The following is a 21,962-nucleotide window of genomic DNA, read 5'->3' as shown; positions in this document are numbered from 1 at the left end:
GAAGAACAACCCGCTGCGCCCGGTCAAACCGCCCGAGGTGGCACTGAACCCTGTGTCGCGGCGTGATCATTTCGGACAGTCGAGGCCCACCAACGTGCGAAAGCCCGGCAACCCTGGGCTTCGGACAAGCGAAGTAAGGCAAGAACCGGTTCTGATGATGTGACCGCCCCCGACGGCATCGATGTGCCAAGGTGGGCCTGCGATGATCCGCAATGCCCGTCCTACGTGCTTTGTCGGAGAAAGTTTTCTTTCAGACCCGCTCCCGCCACCACCAGACCTTCTGCAATCAAATCAGGTCGCTCTCTGGCTGTCGCCAGATTGTGTTGACGGCTGCGGCTACGGTATCAGCACGATGAAGACCGTGCGTTTTCATACCGCATATCCGGCGTGGCACCCGGATTGATGCGGATGTCGCTGCTTATGTTTCGGCGTCGGCCTGCAAGGCCTCCAACCCCACGCGGTAGTTGGGGTACTTCAGTCGAACACCCAGCTCTTCCTTGATCCGGTCGTTTCTTACCCGCTTGTTCTCGCTGTAGAAACTGCGCGCCATCGGGGTCAGGTCGGCCTTGTCGAAATCCACCGCGGGCGGCAGCGGCAGGCCCTGCAACTCGGCCGCATAGGCGATCACGTCCTGTGGCGGCACCGGTTCGTCGTCGCAGACATTGTAGACCGCGCCCGGATCGGGCCGCGCCATCGAGGCGGCCAGAACCTGGGCGATATCCTCGACATGGATGCGCGAGAACACCTGTCCGGGCTTGATGATCCGGCGGATGCCGCCTTTGCCCAGTTTCGAGAACGGCCCGCGCCCCGGACCATAGATTCCGGCCAGCCGGAAGACATGCAACGGCAGGTTGGGAACCGCCTGCCATTGCTGTTCGGCCATCACCCGCCAGCGCCCGCGCGCAGCGGTCGGGGTCAGCGGCGTCGTCTCATCCACCCAGGCGCCGTCATGGTCGCCATAGACGGCGGTGGTTGACAGGTAACCGACCCAGCGAAACTGCGCCGCGCGCGCTGCGATCTGGTCGCCCAGCGCCGCCAACACCGGATCGCCCCCCGAATCTGGTGCGGTCGAGATCAGCAGATGGGTGACTCCGTCAAGCGAAGGTTCCTCGCCTGGCCACAGCAGCGGCTCGGCGCCCGAGGCGCGGATCGCCTCCATCTGGTCGGGGTTGCGGCTGGTGCCGATGATGCGCCAGCCCTGCGGCGCCAGCGCCCGCGACAGCACCCGGGCGGTATAGCCATGTCCAAAAGAAAGCAGTGTTCCAGTCATGGCATCCTAGATGCTGCGCCCGCGCGCGATGTGCAAGCGCTGGATCGACGCACTTGATTCGAATCCACTCTTGGGCCTTCAATTGTGCATGAGCATCAAGACACCCGATCTGGACGCGGCCTATGGGCTGCAATCGCCCGAGGACAACCGGCAGCTCTATGCCGAATGGGCTGGCGATTACGACGACGGCTTTGCCGCGCGCGAAGATTACCAGCTGCCCGCGCATACCGCGCGCGCCTTTGTTGCGGCGGGCGGGCAAGGGCCGGTGCTGGATGTGGGGGCCGGAACGGGCCTCTGCGGTGCCATTCTGGCCGGGCTTGGCGTCGGCCCCATCGACGCCGCCGATATCAGCGCCGAGATGCTGGAGCGCGCCATGCGCAAGGACATCTATCGCGACGCCATCGAGACCGACTTGAACCAGGGCATCCCCGCCCCACGCGAGAGCTATTCCGGCATCGTCTCGTCAGGCACCTTCACTCATGGCCATCTGGGTCCCGAGGTTTTTCCCGCGCTCTTGCGCGTGGCTCGGCCCGGCGCGCAATTCGCCATCTCGATCAATGCCAGGCATTTCGAGGAAAAGGGCTTCGACCTTGCGCTGCGCCGGATGGCGCAGGGGCAGATCGAGAACCTCAAACTGCCCCAGGTCCGCATCTATGGCGATCTGGCTGCCGGGCCGCACAAGGACGACCTGGCCTATATCGCGCTGTTCGAGAAATCCTAGGTGCCTGAACCTAGCCCCGCCCGCGATAAGTCGGCACGCCCTGATCGGGGATCCAGACGCCGGGCAATTCCGGCCCGGTCTGATAGAACACGTCGATCGGAATACCGCCACGCGGATACCAATAGGCCCCGACCCGCAGCCATTTGGGCGCCAGCAGCTCGACCAGCCGCTTGCCGATGGAGACGCTGCAATCCTCGTGGAATGCACCGTGGTTGCGGAACGAGCCAAGATAGAGCTTCAGCGACTTGCTTTCCACCAGCCAGTCGCCCGGCACATAGTCGATCACGATATGGGCGAAATCGGGCTGCGCCGTCAGCGGGCAGAGCGAGGTGAACTCTGGCGCGGTGAAGCGCACCGCGTAATCGGTGCCCGCCTGCGGGTTGGGCACCTTTTCCAGTACCGCCTCTTCGGGCGAGTTCGGCAGTTCGGTCTTGCCACCCAGTTGGGTCAAGTTTGCATAGATATCCTGATTGGCCATTGTCATGCTCCTCTCGGCGTCTCAGACGCCACGCTTGTTGCCCCAGACCAGCACATGCAGCTGCGGCAGGATTGTGGGGGTGAACCATCGGTCGGACAGGGCCCGACCGATCAGCCATTCGTAACGCGCCATGATGCCGTCCATGTCGATGGCCGCATCCTCGGCATCAGGCGGCGGCGGCGTGTGGTTGCCCGGTTGCAGATAGATCGGCAAGTTCGGGAAACGCGCCGCCACCTCGCGCGCCCAAAGGTAATCGGCCTCGTCAAACACCACGATCTTGATCACCGTCACCGCGTCGCGCGCCCGTGCGATACAGTCGGCGAACCGGTCCCAATCGACCGTTTCGCCGGACGAAGGCGGTTTGGGGCTGAGGATCAGAGGCGACAGTTCGCGAAACCAGCCCCGCGCGACCGATCCTTGGGTTTCCAGCGCAAAGCGATAGCCCTGCGCCTTGCCCATCTCGATCAACGGGCCGAAGTCCTGAATAGCCGGGTTGCCGCCCGACAGTGAAACCGTCAGCGGCACCCCGCCCGACAGGCGCGCGACCTCGGCCCAGACCTGCTCGGTTGTCATCGCGGTCCAGGTGTCGCGATAGGCGCTGTCCACCGCATGCAGGCTGTCGCACCAGGAACAACGGTAATCGCAACCGCCCGCCCGCACGAACACGGTGGGCGCGCCGATCACCGCGCCCTCCCCCTGTATCGTGGGACCGAAGATTTCGGCGATACGCAGGGTGGTCATGGCCGGTACTCGGCCCAGGTCTTGGGCGTTTCGCTGACCCGTACGGCGCTGGTTTCCGCCCAGCGCGCCTTGCAGAACTCATAGACCTCTTTCGCCAACCGTTCCGAGGTGACCATGTCATGACCGAACACCTCGTTCAGGTGACGATGGTCCAGCGCGTCATCGATCCAGGTCTTGAGCGGCTTCAACTCGCGGTAATCGCGGACAAAGCCGTTGGCATCCAGCTCGGCAGCAGCCAGTTCGACCTCGACGATATAGTTATGCCCGTGCAGCCGGGCGCAGGGGTGGTCGTCGGGCAGATGGCACAGCTGGTGCGAGGCCGAGAAATGGAACTCCTTGGTGATCCGGTACATCAGCGCCCCTCCACCGCCGCGCGCCAGAACTCGGGGTCGGCATAGGGGGTCGGGTCTGCGACACCTGCCAGATGGAACGCCTCGCGTCGTTCGACACAGGTGCCGCAGCGGCCGCAATGCACCTCGCCCCCCTTGTAGCAGGACCAGGTATCGGCAAAGGGCGTGTTGTGGCGCTCGCCCTCGGTCACGATGGCCGATTTCGGTTCGTGCACGAAGGGGGTGTAAAGCCGGACACTGGCATAGCCGTCCAGCGCCTGCGCCTGCATCGCCTCGAACGCCTGGGTAAAACCGGGGCGGCAATCGGGATAGATGAAGTGATCGCCACCATGCACGGCGGTCGCCACCGCATCGGCCTGTTTGGCCGCCGCGATGCCGAAGGCGATGGCCAGCATGATGGCATTGCGGTTGGGCACCACGGTGATCTTCATTGTGTCCTCGGCATAATGCCCGTCGGGCACGTCAACATCATCGGTCAAGGCGCTGCCCGACAGGTGCGCGCCGATCTGGCGCATGTCGATCAGGTCATGCGGCACGCCCAGCCGCGTGGCGGCACGGGCGGCAAAGTCCAGCTCCTTGCGATGGCGCTGACCGTAGTCGAAAGAGATAAGGCCGATCAGATCGTGCTCGGCGGCCACCTTGTGGGCCAGCGATACCGAATCCAATCCGCCGGAGCAGATGACAAGTGTCTTCACGTTTGGGTCCCTTGTTTTCATAAGCCGGGTAGGCTGCGACCGGCGCCCGGATGATCCGGACCGGGCGCCTGTAGCAGAGGCGCGGGGCAAAGGTAAAGACCCGGCGCGCGCGCCCTCAAAAACGTGAAAGGCCGCCCAGGCGGGCGGCCCTTGTGAAACCTGTCGACCGGGTCAGGTATACATCTGCTTCTTATAGGCGCGGGTGCGGGTGGTCGCCTCGGCGCTGCCGTCGTGGAAGGTGCCGAACCACTTGTCAAAGGGGATCTCGGACGTGCCGTAATTGCACTCGAAATAGCGGTGATGCAGCTGGTGAAAGAAGTCCCCGGTCTTGGCGGCCTCGGTCTCTCCGGTCTTGATCTTCTCGAACCCCGAATGCGACAGGATCGGGCTGACCTGCTGGAAGTAGATGTGAAACAGCAGGTGCAGCGGGTGCGAGGGCACCAGCAGATGAATGAAATAGGTCGTGAAATAGAGGATATTCTCGTACCAGTGGTTCGAGATGCCCGACCACGGGCCGATGTTGACATTGCGGTGATGTACGGCGTGCACATGCTTGTAGAGCTTCGGGTGATGCTCCAGCCGGTGCACCCAGTAGAAATGCAGCCCCGACCACATCGGGATGAAAAACATCCAGACCACGAACCAGACCGGCGCCTGCGCCCAGGTGACCGTGGGCACCCAGCCATTCGCCATCACCCAGTAGATCAGCCATTGATAGACCGTGCAGACGGTCATCGCGCTGCCCAATGTCCACCAGATATTGTCCCAGAGCTGATTGCGAAAGGTAAAGGTACCATTGTCCCGGGTCAGGTCGCGGCGGTCGAACTTCTTGTACATGCCCTGGCCCTTGCGCATGTAGAACCACCAGTGCAGACCGCCCGCGACCATGATCTGCGGCACCATGTTCAACAGCCACACCCGGAACATCCAGCCGGGCGCAAAGCTCTGCATCGCCTCAAGCGGCGGCAGGAACCAGGTATAGGCGGCGACGGCCAGCACCAGACAGAGGGTCAGCGAGGTCAGCTGCAGCCATGCCCCGCGATACCACCGCAGCACCGCCGCCGGGCGCGGCGGCCAGCTGAACAGCGGGTTCAGCCCCACCGGGTTTTCGGGGCGATAATTCCAGCGTGCCGCTTCGGCGTCCTGACTGAAATCGGTCATCGTCTTTCCTCGTCTCTGGACAAGCGCCATCCTCCGGCGCCCACGGGCCGGTTCGGGCAGGTTGTGAGTTTCAAACTGTCAGCTGGCGTAGGTCGACCCTTCACCGTCCAGCACCGCCTTGACCTCGCGCAGATGTGCCTCGGACTGCCCCGGATAGTCGTCAAGCTCCTGCGCCGTTTTCTCGGCAATCTCGTCGCTGAGCACGCGCAGCGGACGGCCCGTCTGCAAGGCGCGGATATAGGTCTCGGCGGCGCGCTCGAAATAATAGAGCCGGTTCAGCGTGTCGCCCACGTCGCTGCCGATCACCAGCACGCCATGGTTGCCCATGATCATCACCCGCTTCTTCGGATCGTTCAGCATCGAGGCGCAGCGCTCGCCCTCGCTTTCGAACGCCAGCCCGCCAAACTCGTCGTCGATGACATAGCGGTTGTAGAAGATCGCCGTGTTCTGGTCGATCGGCGGCAGGGTACTGTCGGCAAGGCTGGCCAGAACGGTGGCAAAGATCGAATGCACATGCATCACGCAGCGCGCATGCGGGCAATGGCGGTGGATCGAACCGTGCAGGCCCCAGGCCGTCGGATCGGGCGCCCCCGGCATCTCCATCGTTCTGGGGTCGTTGGCATCCAGCAGCAGCAGGTCCGAGGCGCGGATACGGGCGAAATGCATCTGGTTGGGGTTCATCAGGAACTGCGTCCCCTCGGGGTTCACCGCCAGGCTGAAATGATTGGCAACCCCTTCATGCATGTTCAGCCGCTCGATCCAGCGAAAGGACGCGGCCAGATCGACGCGCTCCTGCCAATGGTCGATATTGGGGCGCAGGCTGGTGACGGACATGGGCTCTCTCCTGGTGTCGGCTGGCATTCGGGTTGCCCAAAAGCTGCCTTTTGGCGTCAGGTTTGACCAACGAAAAATTCACCCTTTTCGCATTAGAAAGACTTATGGCAGAGTTATGGTATGCAGAATCCTCTCCCCCCGCTCGGCTGGTTGCGCACCTTCGAGGCCGCCGCCCGGCATCTGTCCTTTACCGGCGCCGCGCGCGATCTGAACATGACGCAAAGCGCGGTCAGCCAGCAGATCAAGGCGCTGGAATCGCACCTGCGCCAGCCGCTGTTTCACCGCCGGCCCCGGGCGCTGGAACTGACCGAGGCCGGGATCACCTATCTGCCGGTGGTGCGCGAGGCGTTCCGCACCCTGATCCGGGGCACCCGCGCGGTGACCGGAGACAACCAGAACACGGTGCAGGTGCAATGCAACATCACATTTGCGGTCAACTGGCTGGGCCCGCGCCTGCCCCGGTTCCGCGCGCTGCACCCGGATGTGCATCTGAACATCTTCACCGAGCTGTGGGAGCCGCGCGAAATGGCCGAGGGCGCGGCGGTCGAGATCCGCTATTCCCTGCGCCCGGCGGATACGGTGCGGACCGAGCTGTTGCGCAGCGAACAGTACTATCCCGTCTGCGCGCCCGGCTATCAGGTGACACTGGAAACGCTGGTCGGGCAGCCGCTCTATGACTGTTCCAACCTGTTGTCGAACTGGGCGACCTGGGCCGAGGAACAGGCCCTGAACTGGCCCGATCCGCCGATCACCTATGCCACCACCTATATGGTTGGCTTGTCGGTGGCGATGGCGGGCGGCGGGCTGTGCCTGGCGCATGACACGATCGCGGGCAGCCTGATCGAGCAGGGGCGGCTGATCGCGCCGTTTGCCCATCGCGCGGCCATGCCCGAGGCCTATTACCTGCTGCTGTCGCCGCAGGCGGAGGAGACCCCCGGCGCGGTCGCCTTTGCCAACTGGATCCGCGCCGAAATCGCCCGCGAAGTCGGGTGATCCGGGAAAGGGGGCACTCCCGCCCGTCGTTGATGCCGCTGACGCGGCACCTCCTCCCGTTGGGCCGGGCAGCGCGCCTGCGGCGCGCTGCGGTCAGGCGCTGTCCTTGGGCCGGCTCGGTACCCAGGCATAGCCATTGTCGCACAGGATATAGGCCTCGCGCAGGCCATGCGGCTTGTCGGCCGGCGCCTGCAAGACCGTCGCGCCAAAGGCCACGGCCCGTGCCACCGCCCTATCGGGATCGCTGTCATAGAGCCTGATTTCGATCCCCGCCCCGCGCGGCGGGTTTTCCGGCAACAGCCCCAGCAGCGGGTTTGCGTGATAGGTGCCGTCGCTGTGCAATTGGAACACCTGATTGCCATAGCTGACAATGGCGAAGTCGGCCGTCACCTGATGAGACCTCATCGCAAAAACAGCCTCTAGAAAGGCGCATTGCGCAGGAACGTCCCGCACCAGCAGGTTCAACCCGATCCCCTTGAGCGACCGCCCGAACCCATCCGCATCTATCTTGTCATAATCCATGGCGGCAGGTTCATGCCGACCGCCTTCCGCTGTCAAGCGGGCAAAGACGAAGCTTTGATGAAACCCATCCGGCAGGGCTTGCGCCCGGTCGCGGTTTCGGGAAAGTTATGCCATGGAACCAACGACTTTTCCCAGCTGGGCCGATGTGGCCCCCCGCCTGGTCGCCGTCGCCGCAGGCCGCGAACCGGCGGACATGATCATCCGCAATGGCACCTGGATCAACGTGCACACGCGCGAGGCGCTTCCGGGCCATTCCATCGCGATTGCCGAGGGGCGCATCGCCTTTGTTGGCCCAGATGCCAGCCATTGCTCCGGCCCCGACACCCGGATCATCGAGGCGAACGGGCGCTACATGATCCCGGGCCTCTGCGACGGGCATATGCATATCGAAAGCGGCATGCTGACCCCGGCCGAGTTTGCCGCCGCCGTCATCCCGCATGGCACCACAACCATGTTCACCGACCCGCATGAGATCGCCAATGTCCTTGGCCTAGCCGGTGTGCGGATGATGCATGACGAGGCGCTGATGCAGCCCGTCAACATCTTTACCCAGATGCCCTCCTGCGCGCCCTCGGCGCCGGGACTGGAGACCACCGGGTATGAGATCACGCCCGAGGATGTGGCCGAGGCGATGACCTGGCCCGGCATCATCGGCCTGGGCGAGATGATGAACTTTCCCGGTGTCACCAATGCCGACCCCAAGATGCTGGCCGAGATCGCCGCGACCCAGCGCGCGGGCAAGACGGTGGGCGGGCATTATGCCTCGCCCGATCTGGGCCCTGCCTTTGCCGCCTATGTTGCGGGCGGGCCTGCGGACGATCACGAAGGCACCTGCGAGGCTGACGCCATCGCCCGGGTGCGCCAGGGCATGCGCAGCATGATGCGGCTGGGCAGCGCCTGGTATGACGTGGAAACCCAGATCACTGCGGTGACGGAAAAGGGGCTCGATCCGCGCAACTTCATCCTGTGTACCGACGATTGCCATTCGGCCACGCTGGTAAACGATGGCCATATGAACCGGGTGGTGCGCCATGCCATCGCCTGTGGCTGCGACCCGCTGATTGCCCTGCAAATGGCGACGATCAACACCGCCACCCATTTCGGGCTGGAGCGCGAGCTGGGCTCGACCGCACCGGGTCGGCGCGCCGATGTGATCCTCACCTCGGACCTGCGCGACCTGCCCATCGAACTGGTGATCGCGCGAGGGCAGGTGGTGGCCGAGAACGGCAAGATTGCCGTCGATTGTCCCCATTACGACTGGCCCGACACGGCCCGGGGTACCGTGCATCTGGGCCATGCGCTAAGCGCGCGCGATTTCGAGATCGCGGCCCCAACCGGCGCCAACCGGGTCCGCGCCAATGTGATCGGGGTGGTGGAAAACCAGGCGCCGACCAAGGCGCTGAAAGCGGAGCTGCCGGTGCGAGAAGGGCTCGTAGAGACCGCCGAGCACCCCGATGACGTCTGCCAGATCGCGCTGGTCGAACGCCACCGGGCCACCGGCGGCGTCACCAATGCCTTTGTCTCGGGCTTCGGCTATCAGGGCCGCATGGCCATGGCCTCGACCGTGGCGCATGACAGTCACCACATGATCGTGGTCGGCACCGACCGAGAGCAGATGGCACTGGCCGCGAACCGGCTGGCCGAGGTCGGCGGCGGCATCACCATCTGGCGCGACGGTCAGGAACTGGCGCTGGTGGAACTGCCCATCGCGGGGCTGATGTCCGACAGCCCCGCCGCCGAGGTCGCCGCCAAGGCACAGGCCATGGTCGAGGCGATGGCCGCCTGCGGTTGCACGCTCAACAACGCCTATATGCAGCATTCGCTGCTTGCACTGGTGGTGATCCCCGAATTGCGCATCTCGGATCTGGGCCTGATCGACGTGCGCAGTTTTGAACGGATCGACCTGCTGGAGCCGCTTGCATGACGCAACTGATCACCCCCCCGACCCCCGAACCGGCGCCGTTCACCGACGCCGCCCAGGCGGTCGCCCGACTGGAAGAGCTGTATAGCCAGGCCACCGGGTTTCTCTGCGAAAGCTTCACCACCGCCATGCAAGGCACCGAGCCGGGCGCGCGGTATCGGGCCTACTACCCCGAGATCCGCTTTTCCACCTCTTCCTATGCGCAGGTGGACAGCCGGCTGAGTTTTGGCCATGTCTCGCACCCCGGCACCCATGCCACCACCGTCACCCGGCCTGATCTGTTCCGGTCCTATCTGACCCAGCAGATCGGGTTGTTGATCCGCAATCATGGCCAGCCGGTACAGATCGGCCCGTCCTCCACCCCGATTCCGCTGCATTTCGCGGTGGCCAACGCCCCCGATCTGGTGGTTCCGCACGAAGGCGCCGCCGGGTTCACCCTGCGCGACGTGTTCGACGTCCCCGATCTGGCCACGACCAATGACGATATCGTCAACGGCACCCATGTGTCCGAAGACGGCGCGGGCCCGCTGTCGCTGTTCACCGCGCAGCGCGTGGATTACTCGCTGGCGCGGCTGGCGCATTACACCGCCACCGACGCGGCGCATTTCCAGAACCACATCCTGTTCACCAACTATCAGTTCTACGTGTCCGAGTTCGAGGCTTATGCCCGCGCCCAGCTGGCCGATCCGGCCAGCGGCTACACCAGCTTTGTCAGCACCGGCAATGTCGAGATCACCGATCCAGACACCCAGATCGAGACCCTGGCGAAACTGCCGCAGATGCCGTCCTATCACCTCAAGCGTGCCGACGGATCGGGCATCACGCTGGTCAACATCGGCGTCGGCCCGTCCAACGCCAAGACAGCGACCGACCACATCGCCGTGCTGCGCCCGCATGCCTGGCTGATGGTGGGTCATTGCGCCGGCCTCAGGAACACCCAGGCGCTGGGCGATTTCGTGTTGGCCCATGCCTATCTGCGCGAGGATCACGTGCTGGATGACGACCTGCCGGTCTGGGTGCCGATCCCGGCGCTGGCCGAGATCCAGATCGCTCTGGAACAGGCGGTGGCCGAGGTGACAGAGCTCAGCGGTTATGACCTGAAACGGATCATGCGCACCGGCACCGTCGCCACCATCGACAACCGCAACTGGGAACTGCGCGACCAGTCCGGCCCGGTGCAGCGCCTCAGCCAGTCCCGCGCCATCGCGCTGGACATGGAAAGCGCCACCATCGCGGCCAATGGCTATCGATTCCGGGTGCCCTATGGCACGCTTCTTTGCGTCAGCGACAAGCCGCTGCATGGCGAATTGAAGCTTCCCGGTATGGCTTCGACCTTCTATACAACCCAGGTCAGCCGCCATTTGCGCATCGGAATCCGAGCCATGGAAACCCTGCGCGGCATGCCTCTGGAGCGGTTGCACAGCCGCAAATTGCGGTCATTTGACGAAACGGCCTTCCTCTGACTGCGGAAAAACGCCGAAAAACCCCTATTTTTGGGATTTTCGGCGCTACTATTCGTTGTGTTCGCTCACAAGATAAAGTTAGATTGCCGCAATGAGGCCCTATGGATCGGGCACGAAAAAGGAGACCAAGAAATGGCAAAGCCTATGACCAAGACTCAGCTCGTTGCCGCACTGGCCGAGGATATGGGCAGTGACAAGAAAACCGCCAGCGCCGCTCTGGATGCGGTCTGCGCGCTGATCACCCGCGAAGTGTCGGGCGGTGGCGCCGTGACCCTGCCGGGCGTCGGCAAGATCTATTGCCGCGAGCGCCCCGAGCGTCAGGTCCGCAACCCCGCCACCGGCGAAACCTTCACCAAGGCAGCCGACAAGGTGGTCAAGATGACCATCGCCAAGGCGCTGAAGGACAGCGTGAACGGCTGATCCCCACCGGATCGCGTTTTTCTGGGCCGCCCTTCGGGGCGGCCCTTGTGTTTCTGGCCCGCGCTTTCGGCAGAATCCTAATCCCCTCTTTCCTCTTGCCCCAGATATCCCGCAGGACGGCAGCGGCAGAGCCCCCTTGCACCGGCCCGCGATTTCCGAAACTGTCGCCGCGTTGACCGAGGGGGAGAATACACCGTGGATCTGCGCGCCATCGCCATGGGGCTGGCCTTTGCCTTCATGTGGTCCTCGGCCTTCTCCTCGGCCCGGATCATCGTCGCGGATGCCTCGCCACTGTTCTCGCTGGCCTGCCGGTTCCTGATCTCGGGCCTTCTGGGCGTCATCATCGCCCGTGCGATGGGCCAGACCTGGCGGCTGACCCGCAACCAGTGGAAGGCGACCATCGTCTTTGGCATCTGCCAGAACGCGCTTTATCTGGGTCTGAACTTCTATGCGATGCAGACGGTCGAAGCCTCGGTCGCAGCGATCATCGCCTCGACCATGCCGCTGCTGGTGGCGCTGGCCAGTTGGGGGCTGTTTGGCGAGCGGTTGCCGGCGCTGGGCATCGCCGGTCTGTTGGCGGGCTTTCTGGGCGTGGCACTGATCATGGGCGCGCGCATCGGCGCGGGTGTCGATCTGTTCGGGGTGCTGCTCTGCGGTCTGGGCGCTCTGGCGCTTGCCGCTGCAACGCTGGCCCTGCGCGGCGCGACCTCGGGCGGCAATTTCATGATGGTGGTCGGCTTGCAGATGCTGGTGGGATCCGCCGTCCTGTTCCTCGCCACCCCGATCTTTGAGACCGTGCATGTCACGCCGACGCTGCCGCTGGCGCTGGCATTCGCCTATACGACGCTGGTGCCCGGCCTGACCGCGACCTTTGTCTGGGTCTTGCTGCTCAACCGGATCGGCGCGATCCGGGCGGCCACGTTTCACTTTCTCAACCCGGTGTTTGGTGTGGCCATCGCCGCCGCCCTGCTGGGCGAGCGGCTGGGCGCGCTTGATGCCATCGGCGTGGCGATCACCACCGCTGGTATCCTTGCCGTGCAACTGTCGCGGCAGGCAAGCGCGCGTAAACCCTAGTTCAGCAATGCCTCGATCTCGCGCTGCATCCGCGCCGAATCCGGTTTGACAGCCGACCCGAAGGTTGCCGCAATAGACCCGTCCGGTGCCACCAGAACCTTGTTGAAGTTCCAGGCCGGCTCGAACCCGGTCTCGGCCTTGACCGCCTTGTAGAACGGATGCGCGTCTGCCCCCTTCACATGCAGGATATTGGTCATCGGCAACGTCAGAGCGTAATTCAGCGCGCAGAACTCCTTGACCTCGGCCGCGGTCGCCAGTTCCTGGTTGAAGTCATCCGACGGCACGGCAAGCACGACCAAACCGGCGCTCTGATATCTCTCCCACAGAGCTTGCAGCCCGGCATACTGGCCGGTGAACCCGCATTGCGAAGCGGTGTTGACCACCAGGACCGGCTGCCCCCGCCACTCTTCCAGAGACAGCGTGCCCCCATCTATCGAGGGAAAACTGCCGGAAACGGCACCTGCCTGAACCGACCGGCCGACAAGCAGAAGAACGATCAGAAAAATGATGCGGACCATCTTGGCTCTCCTTTCCCACAGGTTACGTATGGCAGAGAGTTCCGGATCAATGCACGTCTGCGCGAGCGGCGTGAAACAACCCTTTGCTTTCACCCAGCCGATCTCAAATACTGCGCGTGACCACCCCTGAACGGAGGTTCCATGACCCGTTACACGAAATCACCCGAGGCCATCGCCGCGCTAAGCCCCGAAGAGTTCCATGTCACCCAGAGAAGCGGGACGGAACGCCCCGGCACCGGCAAGCTGCTCCACAACAAGGAGCCGGGCATCTATGTCGACATCGTCTCGGGCGAACCGCTCTTTGCGTCGTCGGACAAATACGAATCCGGCTGCGGCTGGCCCAGTTTCACCAAGCCGATCGAAACCACCCATGTGCTGGAACTCGAAGACCGCACCCATGGCATGATCCGCACCGAGGTCCGCTCGAAACACGGGGACAGCCATCTGGGCCATGTCTTTCCCGACGGTCCGCGCGATCGCGGCGGGCTGCGCTATTGCATCAATTCGGCCTCGCTCCGCTTTGTCCATCGTGACGACATGACGGCAGAGGGGTACGCTGACTATCTCGATCAGGTGGAGGATATCGCATGAGCCTTGAACGCGCCGTTCTGGCAGGAGGATGTTTTTGGGGCATGCAGGATCTGATCCGCAAGATGCCCGGGGTTGACCGGACCCGCGTCGGTTATACCGGCGGTGACGTGCCCAACGCCACCTATCGCAATCACGGCAGCCATGCCGAGGGGATCGAGATCTGGTTTGATCCGACCCGCATCTCGTTCCGGCAGTTGCTGGAGTTCTTTTTCCAGATCCACGACCCGACCACGGTCAACCGGCAGGGCAACGATCTGGGCACCAGCTATCGCTCGGCCATCTATTACGTGGACGAGGCGCAAAAAGCGGTCGCGCTGGATACCATCGCCGATGTCGACGCCTCGGGCCTGTGGCCGGGCAGGGTGGTGACCGAGGTCGAACCGGTGGGTGATTTCTGGGAGGCCGAAGAGAACCACCAGGACTATCTGGAAAAGCATCCCAACGGCTATACCTGCCATTTCGCGCGCGCCGACTGGGTACTGCCGAAACGCGCTGATGCGGCTGAATAGAGCCTGATTTTGTCCGGGCGCGCCTGTTGCGCGCCCGGATCACTCTGCCGCGATACGGGGGCGGCCGCTGGCCTCGACCGTGACTTCGGCCTCGATGAACACCTCGCGCCCTTCGACCGGCACCTGGCGAATGTCGCGGTTGACCAGAATGCGGATATCCTCGGCCCCCGCCGCACGCGCGGCCTGCTCTGCCTCGCCCCGCAAAACAGTCTCTAATAAGGACATGGCCTGCTCGGGGTCACCGAAATCCTGCGGCCCGTCGACCAGATGCACGCGATAGCGCCCTTCGGCGGGGGCCGTCACGCTGCCTGCCCGGCGCAGGGTCACCCGGCCCACCACCGCCCCGATCGCATTGGCCACGCCGCCATGTTCAGGCAGGATCGTGTCGCAGCGCAGCCGTGCGCCCACTGCCGGATAGTAGCTGGCCGCCGAGGCCCCCAACCCCACGACAGGCAGGTTCAGCGCCACATCCAGCGCCAGGAGGCCGCGATGTCCTGACAGCCCCCGGCGGGTCAGAACATGGCGGGCAAGCTGCTCGGGCGGCAGGCCGAAATCCGCGTCCTCTTCGGCAAAAGCAGTCTCTAACAAGGTCTGCGCGGTCTGCTCGGTCAGCTGGTCGATGATCATCGTGGCCAGCGTTTCGCCATCCTTGGCCAGACGCTCGCCATTACCGGTTCGCTTGCGGGCAAAAAGCTCCATCCCCTTTTGCGCGGCCTCGGCGTCCCAGGCGTCGAGGCGTCCCAGTACGTGACTTGCATCCGACGGGGTCAGACCCGAGACCTGTACGATACCCCGGTCCACCAGCCGGGTCAGCGCGCCCTGTTCCATCCGCGTCCTGAGCAGATCGGACAGCGGCAAGACCCGCGTGCCCAACCGGTCGAGCAGCACCGTCTCGCGCGGGCCGATCCCATCTGCCGGTACCCCCAGAACCCGCCGCGCAAAGCGCGCGTCATATTCCCCGGTCGAGGCTGCGCGCAATTGCGCATCCAGCGCCGCATGCACCACCGCGCCCGCCTCTGCCGCGATCAGCGACAAGGGCAGAACCCGGCGCGGGCCAAGATGGACACCGCCCTGCAAACCCTCGGCAATCACATGCACCTGGCTGTCTCCGCCCAGCCCATAGGTCCGCATCGCCACCGCCTCGACCATGGTGCGGAACCCGCCAACCTGGGCACCAGACGGGTCGATCTTGGGCCGGCCATTGCGGATCAGGGCCACATCGGTGGTGGTGCCGCCAATATCCGAAACCAGCGCATCGCTGACCCCGGTCAGCCAGCGCGCGCCCACGATCGAGGCCGCCGGACCGCTGAGGATGGTCTCGATAGGCCGTTCGCGCGCCTGTTCGGCGCTCATCAGCGCGCCGTCGCCCCGCACCACCATCATCGGCGCGTCGATACCGATCTCGACCAGCGTATCCTGCGCGCGGCCGATCAGACGGTCGATCATACCGATCAGGCGCGCGTTCAGCACCGCCGTGACCGCCCGTTTCGGCCCGTTCAGCTTGGCCGACAGCTGGTGCGAACAGGTCACTGGCGCCCCGGTCGCCTCGGTGATCGCGCGGGCCACCATCAGTTCGTGTTCGGGGTTGCGGGTGGCAAAAAGACCCGCCACCGCAAAGCCCGAAATCCCCTTGTTAGAGACAAGAAACGACTGCAACGCGCCCAGATCGAGCGGCGCCGCTTCGGACCCGGTATGACAGTGACCGCCCGCAATTACCAAAGCCGGATCGCCCTTGAGCGCCTCGCGCAGCCCGTGCTTGTCCAGATCGCCCTCGCCGAACCCGATATAGACCAGCGCCACGCGCCCGCCCTGCCCCTCGACCAGCGCATTGGTGGCCAGCGTCGTCGACAGCGAGGCAAGCCCGATATCGCCGGGCGCCGCACCCGCCTGATCCAGCACCGCGCGAATAGCGTTGCCGACCCCGATGGCCAGGTCGGAACGCGTGGTCAGCGCCTTGGCGGTCGCGATCACGTCGCGTTCGTCGCGGATCAGCACCGCGTCGGTATAGGTTCCGCCCGTATCCACACCCAAGGAAAGCGTCATCGGGTCCCCTCCATCCTGTTCGCTTGTGCCTCAATACCGCTTTGCAGCGACATGTCCCGCCTGTTTGCGGCGCTTGCGCGATCGAGCAAGGCAATCGGATCAGGACGGCGCCGCGCGCCACATCAGGGTGATGTGGGTATCGCCATATTTGCGCGCATCATGCAGGGTGAACCCCTCGGGCGCGGGCATCGGTGCGCTTTCCTCCCACACGATCAGGGCGTCATCGGCCACCCAACCGCCCGCCAGCGCGGTGGCCAGGGCGCGGGCGCCCATGCCCTTGCCATAGGGCGGGTCGAGAAAGATCAGCCCGCAGGGCGCGCCGGGATTGGGGCCAAGGCGCGTGGCGTCGCGGCGGATCAGCGTGGTCCAGTCGAGGCTGCCGGTCAGGTTGATGTTCTTGGTGATCAGCCCCTGCGCCACCCGCCCGTCATCGACGAATGTGACATGTTCGGCGCCGCGCGACAGCGCCTCGAGCCCCAGCGCGCCGGTACCGGCAAACAGGTCGAGCACCTGCGCGCCCTCTATCACATCGAGATGGGTGAGCACGCTAAACAGGCTTTCGCGAACGCGGTCGGTGGTCGGGCGCAGATGCGCCCCCGCATCGCCCTTGCCGACCGAGGCCAGCGCCCGGCCCCGGAATGCGCCCGCGATGATCCTCACGCCTTGAGCAGCGGCTTCAGGTCCGCCGCAGGGTCGGCCACGATGGCCGGATCGGCGGTCTTGCCGCTGTCGATCAGCCGCTTGCCGACCATATAGGCGCGCGGGTCGTTCATGGCATCGACCGCCACCAGCTGGTCACCGGTGTAGTACCAGAAGGACACGGTCTGACCCTCGCCCGGGCGGGTCACCACGCGGTCATAACCGGTGTTCAGCCCGGCGATCTGCAACTTGACGTCATACTGGTCGGACCAGAACCAGGGCTGCGCCACATAATCCTTGCCCGCGCCCTGCATGTTCTGTGCCACGGTTTCGGCCTGGTCGATGGCGTTGGGCACGCTTTCCAGCCGGATGCGTCCGCCCTTGTAGGGGAACGAGGCGCAATCGCCCGCCGCCCAGATCGACGGGTCCGAGGTGCGGCCCTGCGCATCGGTGCGGATGCCGTTTTCCAGCACCAGACCCGCGGCCTCGGCCAGCGCGGTGGCGGGCGCGATGCCGACGCCGACCACGACAAGATCGACCGGCAATTCGCTGCCATCGGTCAGCACCGCGCCGGTCACGCGGCCTTGCGCGCCGATCAGCCGGGTCAGGCCCACGCCCTCGCGGATATCGACCCCGTGGCCAGTGTGCAGCGCGCGGAAATAGGCACTGGTTTCGGGTGCCGCGACCCGTTGCAGGATGCGGTCGGCCATTTCGACCAGCGTCACCTGGACCCCGCGCTTGGCGCAGACGGCGGCGGCCTCAAGCCCGATATAGCCGCCGCCCACGATCAGGGCGCGTGCGCCTTCGGTCACCGAAGGCGCCATCGCGTCGATATCGGCCAGATCGCGCACCACATGCACGCCAGCCAGATCGCCACCGATGGCGGCGGGCAGGCGGCGCGGTTCGGACCCGGTGGTCAGTGCGAGCTGGTCATAAGGGATGACCTCACCCCCCAGCGAAACGGTCTTGGCCGCCGGGTCGATGGCGCTCACCCGCGCGTTTAGACGCAGGGCGATGTTCTGCTCGGCATAGAAACTCTCGGGCCGCAGGAACAGACGCTCTTTCTCCATCTCGCCCAGCAGATAGGCCTTGCTGAGCGGTGGGCGCTGATAGGGCGGCACCGGTTCGGCGCCGATCAGGGTGATCTCGCCCTCAAACCCGTCCTTGCGCAACCGCGCCACCAGAGACGCCCCGGCCTGTCCGGCACCGATCACAACGATATGGCTCATCTCTCTGCCTGCCCCGCTTTTTCCAATGGCCTTGTCATATCTGACAGCTATATGCCGGAGGGACGAGTTCCGCAAATCCAACAACGAGGTTCACAAGGATGATTTCAGTCGGAGATACGCTGCCGGACGCCACATTCATGGTCTTCAGTGACAAGGGCCCCGAGACGGTCGATCTTGAGCCCAAGCTGAAGGGCCGCAAGGTGGTGATGTTCGGCCTGCCGGGCGCCTTTACCCGTGGCTGTTCCATGACCCACCTGCCCAGCTTCATCCGCACCCGCCAGGCCTTGGCCGACAAGGGCGTGGACGAGGTGATCTGCGTCTCGGTGAACGATCCGTTCGTGATGACGGCCTGGGGCCAGCAAAGCGGCGCGGCCGAGGCCGGGATCACCATGCTGGCCGACCCGACCGCCGAGTTCACCAAGGCAATCGGGCTGGCGTTCAGCGCACCGGTGGTGGGCCTCTACGATCGCTGCCAGCGCTTTGCCCTGATGGCCGAGGACGGGGTGGTCAAGGTCCTGAACCTCGAAACAGAGGCGGGCGCCTGCAAGCTGACCGTTGGCGAAGAACTGCTGGAGCAGATCTGACACCTCAGACGGTGCGGGCGCGAATGCGCCTGCGCTGCAAAACACCCGCGATCAGCGCCAGCGCGCTGATCGTCGCCAGCAGCGCCCCGGCCCCCAGATAGAGCCCGTCAAAACCGATGGAGGCGATGATCGGCAGGCTCAGGAAGGGCGACAGGACCTGGCCTAGGAAGATGGACGTGGTCAGCAGGCCACCAGCCGTGCCCCGACGCCGCGCCGGGGCCACTGCGAGCATCACGGTCACAAATGCAGGCAGCACCCAGGCAAAGCCGATCCCGATGCACACCGCCCCGGCCAGCATCGCGGGCAGCCCCGCCTGGACCCCGATGGCGGCCATGCCCATCGCCATGGCGCCATATCCCAGCGCCCAGATCCCGGTCACGCCCAGCCGGGCGGCAAGATGCCCGTAAGCCAACGCGGCCAACCCTCCGGCCAGGGTCAGCAGGCCCAGCACCGTGCCGGTCATCACCGCGCCGTCATGACCCAGCGCATCCAGATAGAAGGGGATCTGCGTCGGCATGATGAAAAAGGTCATGTTGGTGATCATCTGGAACAGCAACAGGCCCATCAGGATCAGGCGCCACTGCGGGTGCCCGTCTGTCACCAACGTCTCTGCGCCCTGCCTCGCGGCCCGTGGGTCCGGGCGCGGCAGGGACCGCAATATGAAGGGGAGGACCAGCAAGGGCAGGGCATAGATGAGAAAGGGCAGCCGCGGCGACAGACCTGCGAGCAACCCGGCGGATGAAATGAAGGCAAAACCACCGAAATTGCGTGCCGAAGTCTGCAATCCGGTCAGCGCCGCCCGCGCCGCACCGCTGAAATAGTCGCCGATCAGCGCGGTCTGGGTGGTCATGATCGCGGCCACCGCAACCCCCAGGATCAGGCGGCTGGCAAGGATGCTCTCCAACCCCGGCAGCAGCAGACCGGCACTGCCCGCCAGCGTAAACAGCGCGATCCCCCAAAGCAGCAGACCACGCCGCCCGATGCGGTCCGACAGGACACCGACCAGTGGCGCCACAAGCACCACCGCAAGCGAGGGTGCAGGTACCAAGAGCCGGGTGAGCAAGGCCACCTGCGGGTGATCGGCGAATTCGCGCGCCAACCCGGGCAGGGCCGGGCTGATGGTGGCGTTTGCCATGATGGTCAGCGTTGCCGCCAGCAGCAGCGCTTGCGCGCGCCGGTCACGCCAGATTGCGCCGGCAGGTGTGGTTTCGACGGGGGATTTCATGATCGGCCTCTTGAGTCATTCGCAACAGGCGCGCACTGTGCGAATTCAAGTCAACTTGAGGTCAAGCATGAAAATTCTCGATATCGGCGAGATCGCCGCGCAGTCGGGCGTGCCGCCCTCGACGCTGCGCTATTACGAGGAACAGGGCCTGATCGCGCCGATCGGGCGCAAGGGGCTGCGGCGGCAATACGGGCCACAGACCCTGTTGCGGCTGACCCTGATCTCGATGGGCAAGGCGGCCGGGTTCAGCCTGCCTGAAATCGCTCAGATGCTGGGCGCGGACGGGCGCCCCGACCTGCCGCGCGACGAGTTGCACGCGCGCGCCGATGATCTGGGCCGCCAGATCCGGCGCCTGCAACTGTTACAGGAGACACTCAGGCATGTCGCCGACTGCCCGGCGCCGTCACATCTGGACTGTCCCAGTTTTCAGAAACTGATGCGCCAGGCCGAGCGGACGGCGGCATGGGGCGGGAAACACGCGACGCGCTAGCAGAGGCTGTCCATCTTGCGGGCCAGCTTGGCGTCAAGTGCGCTCAGCCCGTCGACGTCATGGGTGGTCAGCACAACCGCGACCTTGCCATAGACATTGGACCATTCGGGGTGGTGGTTCCATTTCTCGGCCCAGATCGCCACCCGCATCATCCAGCCCATGGCCTCGACGAAATTGTCAAAGGCAAAGGTCTTGGCAATCGCATCGCGGCCATCGACCATGGCCCAGCCATTGGCAAAGAGCGGCCCCAGCAGCGGCCCCCGGGTTTCCTCGGACAAACGTTCGCTCATTCCCGCTCCTCTACTTGCGCCCGTCTGAACGGGCCGTAATCGGTCAAGATCTCGATCTCTTCATCCACCGCAGCGCGTTCCGCCTCCAGATACCGGGCCACCGCATCGGCGAACCCCGGATCGCCGATCCAGTGCAGGCTGTGCGTCACCGCTGGCAGATAACCGCGCGCCAGCTTGTGCTCGCCCTGTGCGCCCGCCTCGACCCGGGCAAGACCATGGGCGATGGCCCAGTCGATGGCGCGATAGTAACACAGTTCGAAATGCAGGCAGGGGTGATGTTCGACACAGCCCCAATAGCGGCCGAAAAGCGCCTCGCGCCCGATGAAGTTCAGCGCCCCCGCCACCGGGATCCCATCGCGTTCGGCCAGCACCAGCACCATGTCATCGGCCATGGTCTGATGGGCGATGTCGAAGAACGCACGTGTCAGATAGGGCGAGCCCCATTTGCGCGCGCCCGTGTCCTGGTAGAAGCGCCAGAACGCATCCCAATGTTCGGGCCTGAGATCACCGCCGGTCAATTCTCGGATCTGGCCACCGAAGCCCTGCGCCTGAGCGCGCTCCTTTCGGATTGCCTTGCGCTTGCGCGAGGACAGCGCCGCCAGAAAGCCATCGAAATCGGCATAACCGTCATTGACCCAGTGAAATTGTTGCGAGACCCGGTGCATCAGCCCCATCTCGGCGCCTGCCTCGGCCTCTGCTTCGGTGCAAAAGGTGACATGCAGGCTGGAGACATTGTTGTTGGCCGCCAGTTGCACCGCACCCTGGATCAGCGCCGATTGGCCGATACCCTCATATCCCGGACGCACCAGCAGGCGCCGCCCGGTCGCAGGTGTGAACGGAACGGTGATCTGGAGCTTGGGGTAATAATGCCCGCCCGCCCGTTCATAGGCATGGGCCCAGCTGTGGTCGAAAATGTACTCTCCCTGGCTGTGGGATTTCACATACATCGGCGCGGCGGCGATCATCATGCCGTCCAGATGGGCGGTCAGATATTGCGGCTGCCATCCGGTGCCGCGCCCGACCGATCCGCTCTCCTCCAGCGCGCTCAGGAAACGGTGGGTGGTGAACGGGTCATGCGGCGGGCCGCCATCCGCACTTTCAGGACAGGCGCAGGCATCCCAGTCCGCCGCCGCGATCCCAGTCAGCGACGGCACTATCTGAACCTCGATCTGCGCCTGATCCATGCCGGCCTCCTTGCCGG

General features: G+C 64.7%; 25 protein-coding genes. 10 read left to right on the top strand and 15 right to left on the bottom strand.

The genetic code is table 11. The annotated features are described in order from the left end of the window. Positions 1–418: 418 nt before the first annotated feature. Positions 419–1,270: an SDR family oxidoreductase gene (locus tag SPO_RS19060; RefSeq protein WP_011049434.1), complete on the bottom strand. Its 852-nt coding sequence runs from the start codon at positions 1,268–1,270 to the stop codon at positions 419–421. Positions 1,271–1,358: 88 nt separating this feature from the next. Between SPO_RS19060 and SPO_RS19055 the strand changes: the two genes are divergently transcribed. After that, on the top strand, positions 1,359–1,991 hold the full coding sequence (locus tag SPO_RS19055; protein ID WP_044028849.1) for a class I SAM-dependent DNA methyltransferase: 633 nt from the start codon (positions 1,359–1,361) through the stop codon (positions 1,989–1,991). Between the two features lie 10 nt (positions 1,992–2,001). Here the strand turns inward: SPO_RS19055 and queF are convergent, their stop codons facing one another. From queF to SPO_RS19025, 6 genes are all read right to left on the bottom strand, one after another. After that, positions 2,002–2,469, bottom strand: a complete 468-nt coding sequence (queF, locus tag SPO_RS19050; protein ID WP_011049432.1) for a preQ(1) synthase — start codon at positions 2,467–2,469, stop codon at positions 2,002–2,004. 21 nt (positions 2,470–2,490) lie between these two features. Continuing rightward, a complete protein-coding gene (gene queE / locus SPO_RS19045) occupies positions 2,491–3,210 on the bottom strand; it encodes a 7-carboxy-7-deazaguanine synthase QueE (RefSeq protein ID WP_011049431.1) in 720 nt (239 codons plus the stop codon). Then, the gene (queD, locus tag SPO_RS19040; RefSeq protein ID WP_011049430.1) at positions 3,207–3,563 is read right to left on the bottom strand and encodes a 6-carboxytetrahydropterin synthase QueD; all 357 of its coding nucleotides are present in this window, start codon (positions 3,561–3,563) and stop codon (positions 3,207–3,209) included. Before queD ends, queE begins: the two co-directional genes overlap by 4 nt. After that, positions 3,563–4,255, bottom strand: coding sequence for a 7-cyano-7-deazaguanine synthase QueC (queC, locus tag SPO_RS19035; protein WP_011049429.1), 693 nt, complete (start codon positions 4,253–4,255; stop codon positions 3,563–3,565). Before queC ends, queD begins: the two co-directional genes overlap by 1 nt. Positions 4,256–4,426: 171 nt before the next feature. Then, entirely contained in the window at positions 4,427–5,416 is a 990-nt protein-coding gene (locus SPO_RS19030) for a sterol desaturase family protein (protein WP_044028846.1), read from the bottom strand. Between the two features lie 78 nt (positions 5,417–5,494). Further along, positions 5,495–6,250, bottom strand: coding sequence for a class II aldolase and adducin N-terminal domain-containing protein (locus tag SPO_RS19025; RefSeq protein ID WP_011049427.1), 756 nt, complete (start codon positions 6,248–6,250; stop codon positions 5,495–5,497). A gap of 120 nt (positions 6,251–6,370) precedes the next feature. Here SPO_RS19025 and SPO_RS19020 point away from each other — a divergent pair, with 120 nt between their 5' ends. Beyond that, positions 6,371–7,243 carry a LysR family transcriptional regulator gene (locus SPO_RS19020; RefSeq protein ID WP_011049426.1) on the top strand — a complete coding sequence of 291 codons (873 nt, stop codon included), beginning with the start codon at positions 6,371–6,373 and terminating at the stop codon, positions 7,241–7,243. Positions 7,244–7,336: 93 nt separating this feature from the next. Here the strand turns inward: SPO_RS19020 and SPO_RS19015 are convergent, their stop codons facing one another. Next, the gene (locus SPO_RS19015; protein ID WP_011049425.1) at positions 7,337–7,765 is read right to left on the bottom strand and encodes a glyoxalase; all 429 of its coding nucleotides are present in this window, start codon (positions 7,763–7,765) and stop codon (positions 7,337–7,339) included. A gap of 112 nt (positions 7,766–7,877) precedes the next feature. Here SPO_RS19015 and ade point away from each other — a divergent pair, with 112 nt between their 5' ends. From ade to SPO_RS18995, 4 genes are all read left to right on the top strand, one after another. Further along, a complete protein-coding gene (gene ade, locus SPO_RS19010; RefSeq protein WP_030003271.1) occupies positions 7,878–9,689 on the top strand; it encodes an adenine deaminase in 1,812 nt (603 codons plus the stop codon). After that, positions 9,686–11,149, top strand: coding sequence for an AMP nucleosidase (locus tag SPO_RS19005; protein ID WP_011049423.1), 1,464 nt, complete (start codon positions 9,686–9,688; stop codon positions 11,147–11,149). The genes ade and SPO_RS19005 overlap by 4 nt, the downstream gene beginning before the upstream one ends. 132 nt (positions 11,150–11,281) lie before the next feature. Beyond that, positions 11,282–11,569 (top strand): HU family DNA-binding protein, encoded by a 288-nt coding sequence (locus tag SPO_RS19000; RefSeq protein WP_044028844.1) that lies wholly within the window; start codon positions 11,282–11,284, stop codon positions 11,567–11,569. A 195-nt stretch (positions 11,570–11,764) separates the two neighbouring features. Continuing rightward, on the top strand, positions 11,765–12,643 hold the full coding sequence (locus SPO_RS18995) for a DMT family transporter (RefSeq protein ID WP_011049421.1): 879 nt from the start codon (positions 11,765–11,767) through the stop codon (positions 12,641–12,643). Here the strand turns inward: SPO_RS18995 and SPO_RS18990 are convergent. Next, positions 12,640–13,161: a glutathione peroxidase gene (locus SPO_RS18990; RefSeq protein WP_011049420.1), complete on the bottom strand. Its 522-nt coding sequence runs from the start codon at positions 13,159–13,161 to the stop codon at positions 12,640–12,642. The genes SPO_RS18995 and SPO_RS18990 overlap by 4 nt on opposite strands. Positions 13,162–13,302: 141 nt before the next feature. Here SPO_RS18990 and msrB point away from each other — a divergent pair, with 141 nt between their 5' ends. After that, positions 13,303–13,752, top strand: a complete 450-nt coding sequence (gene msrB, locus SPO_RS18985) for a peptide-methionine (R)-S-oxide reductase MsrB (RefSeq protein WP_011049419.1) — start codon at positions 13,303–13,305, stop codon at positions 13,750–13,752. Further along, the gene (gene msrA, locus SPO_RS18980) at positions 13,749–14,261 is read left to right on the top strand and encodes a peptide-methionine (S)-S-oxide reductase MsrA (RefSeq protein WP_011049418.1); all 513 of its coding nucleotides are present in this window, start codon (positions 13,749–13,751) and stop codon (positions 14,259–14,261) included. Before msrB ends, msrA begins: the two co-directional genes overlap by 4 nt. A gap of 39 nt (positions 14,262–14,300) precedes the next feature. Here the strand turns inward: msrA and SPO_RS18975 are convergent, their stop codons facing one another. The 3 genes from SPO_RS18975 to SPO_RS18965 all read right to left on the bottom strand — a co-directional run bounded on the left by SPO_RS18975 (position 14,301) and on the right by SPO_RS18965 (position 18,172). After that, entirely contained in the window at positions 14,301–16,304 is a 2,004-nt protein-coding gene (locus SPO_RS18975; RefSeq protein WP_011049417.1) for a hydantoinase/oxoprolinase N-terminal domain-containing protein, read from the bottom strand. A gap of 99 nt (positions 16,305–16,403) precedes the next feature. Then, complete coding sequence (rsmD, locus tag SPO_RS18970; protein ID WP_011049416.1) at positions 16,404–16,964, bottom strand: 16S rRNA (guanine(966)-N(2))-methyltransferase RsmD; 561 nt, start codon at positions 16,962–16,964, stop codon at positions 16,404–16,406. Continuing rightward, positions 16,961–18,172 (bottom strand): NAD(P)/FAD-dependent oxidoreductase, encoded by a 1,212-nt coding sequence (locus SPO_RS18965; RefSeq protein WP_011049415.1) that lies wholly within the window; start codon positions 18,170–18,172, stop codon positions 16,961–16,963. Before SPO_RS18965 ends, rsmD begins: the two co-directional genes overlap by 4 nt. Positions 18,173–18,270: 98 nt before the next feature. Here SPO_RS18965 and SPO_RS18960 point away from each other — a divergent pair, with 98 nt between their 5' ends. Beyond that, positions 18,271–18,756 (top strand): peroxiredoxin, encoded by a 486-nt coding sequence (locus SPO_RS18960; RefSeq protein WP_011049414.1) that lies wholly within the window; start codon positions 18,271–18,273, stop codon positions 18,754–18,756. 4 nt (positions 18,757–18,760) lie between these two features. Here SPO_RS18960 and SPO_RS18955 read toward each other — a convergent pair whose 3' ends face one another. Beyond that, positions 18,761–19,981, bottom strand: coding sequence for an MFS transporter (locus SPO_RS18955; RefSeq protein ID WP_011049413.1), 1,221 nt, complete (start codon positions 19,979–19,981; stop codon positions 18,761–18,763). A gap of 67 nt (positions 19,982–20,048) precedes the next feature. Between SPO_RS18955 and SPO_RS18950 the strand changes: the two genes are divergently transcribed. Then, a complete protein-coding gene (locus SPO_RS18950; RefSeq protein WP_011049412.1) occupies positions 20,049–20,471 on the top strand; it encodes a helix-turn-helix domain-containing protein in 423 nt (140 codons plus the stop codon). On the opposite strand, the gene SPO_RS18945 is transcribed toward SPO_RS18950, so the two are convergent. Continuing rightward, positions 20,468–20,761 (bottom strand): 4a-hydroxytetrahydrobiopterin dehydratase, encoded by a 294-nt coding sequence (locus SPO_RS18945; protein ID WP_011049411.1) that lies wholly within the window; start codon positions 20,759–20,761, stop codon positions 20,468–20,470. The two genes, SPO_RS18950 and SPO_RS18945, sit on opposite strands and share 4 nt — an antisense overlap. Then, on the bottom strand, positions 20,758–21,945 hold the full coding sequence (locus SPO_RS18940; RefSeq protein WP_011049410.1) for a GNAT family N-acetyltransferase: 1,188 nt from the start codon (positions 21,943–21,945) through the stop codon (positions 20,758–20,760). The genes SPO_RS18945 and SPO_RS18940 overlap by 4 nt, the downstream gene beginning before the upstream one ends. Positions 21,946–21,962 lie beyond the last annotated feature (17 nt).

The sequence above is a fragment of the Ruegeria pomeroyi DSS-3 genome, assembly GCF_000011965.2.
Classification (GTDB): domain Bacteria; phylum Pseudomonadota; class Alphaproteobacteria; order Rhodobacterales; family Rhodobacteraceae; genus Ruegeria_B; species Ruegeria_B pomeroyi.
This window is presented reverse-complemented; position numbering and strand designations above follow the sequence as displayed.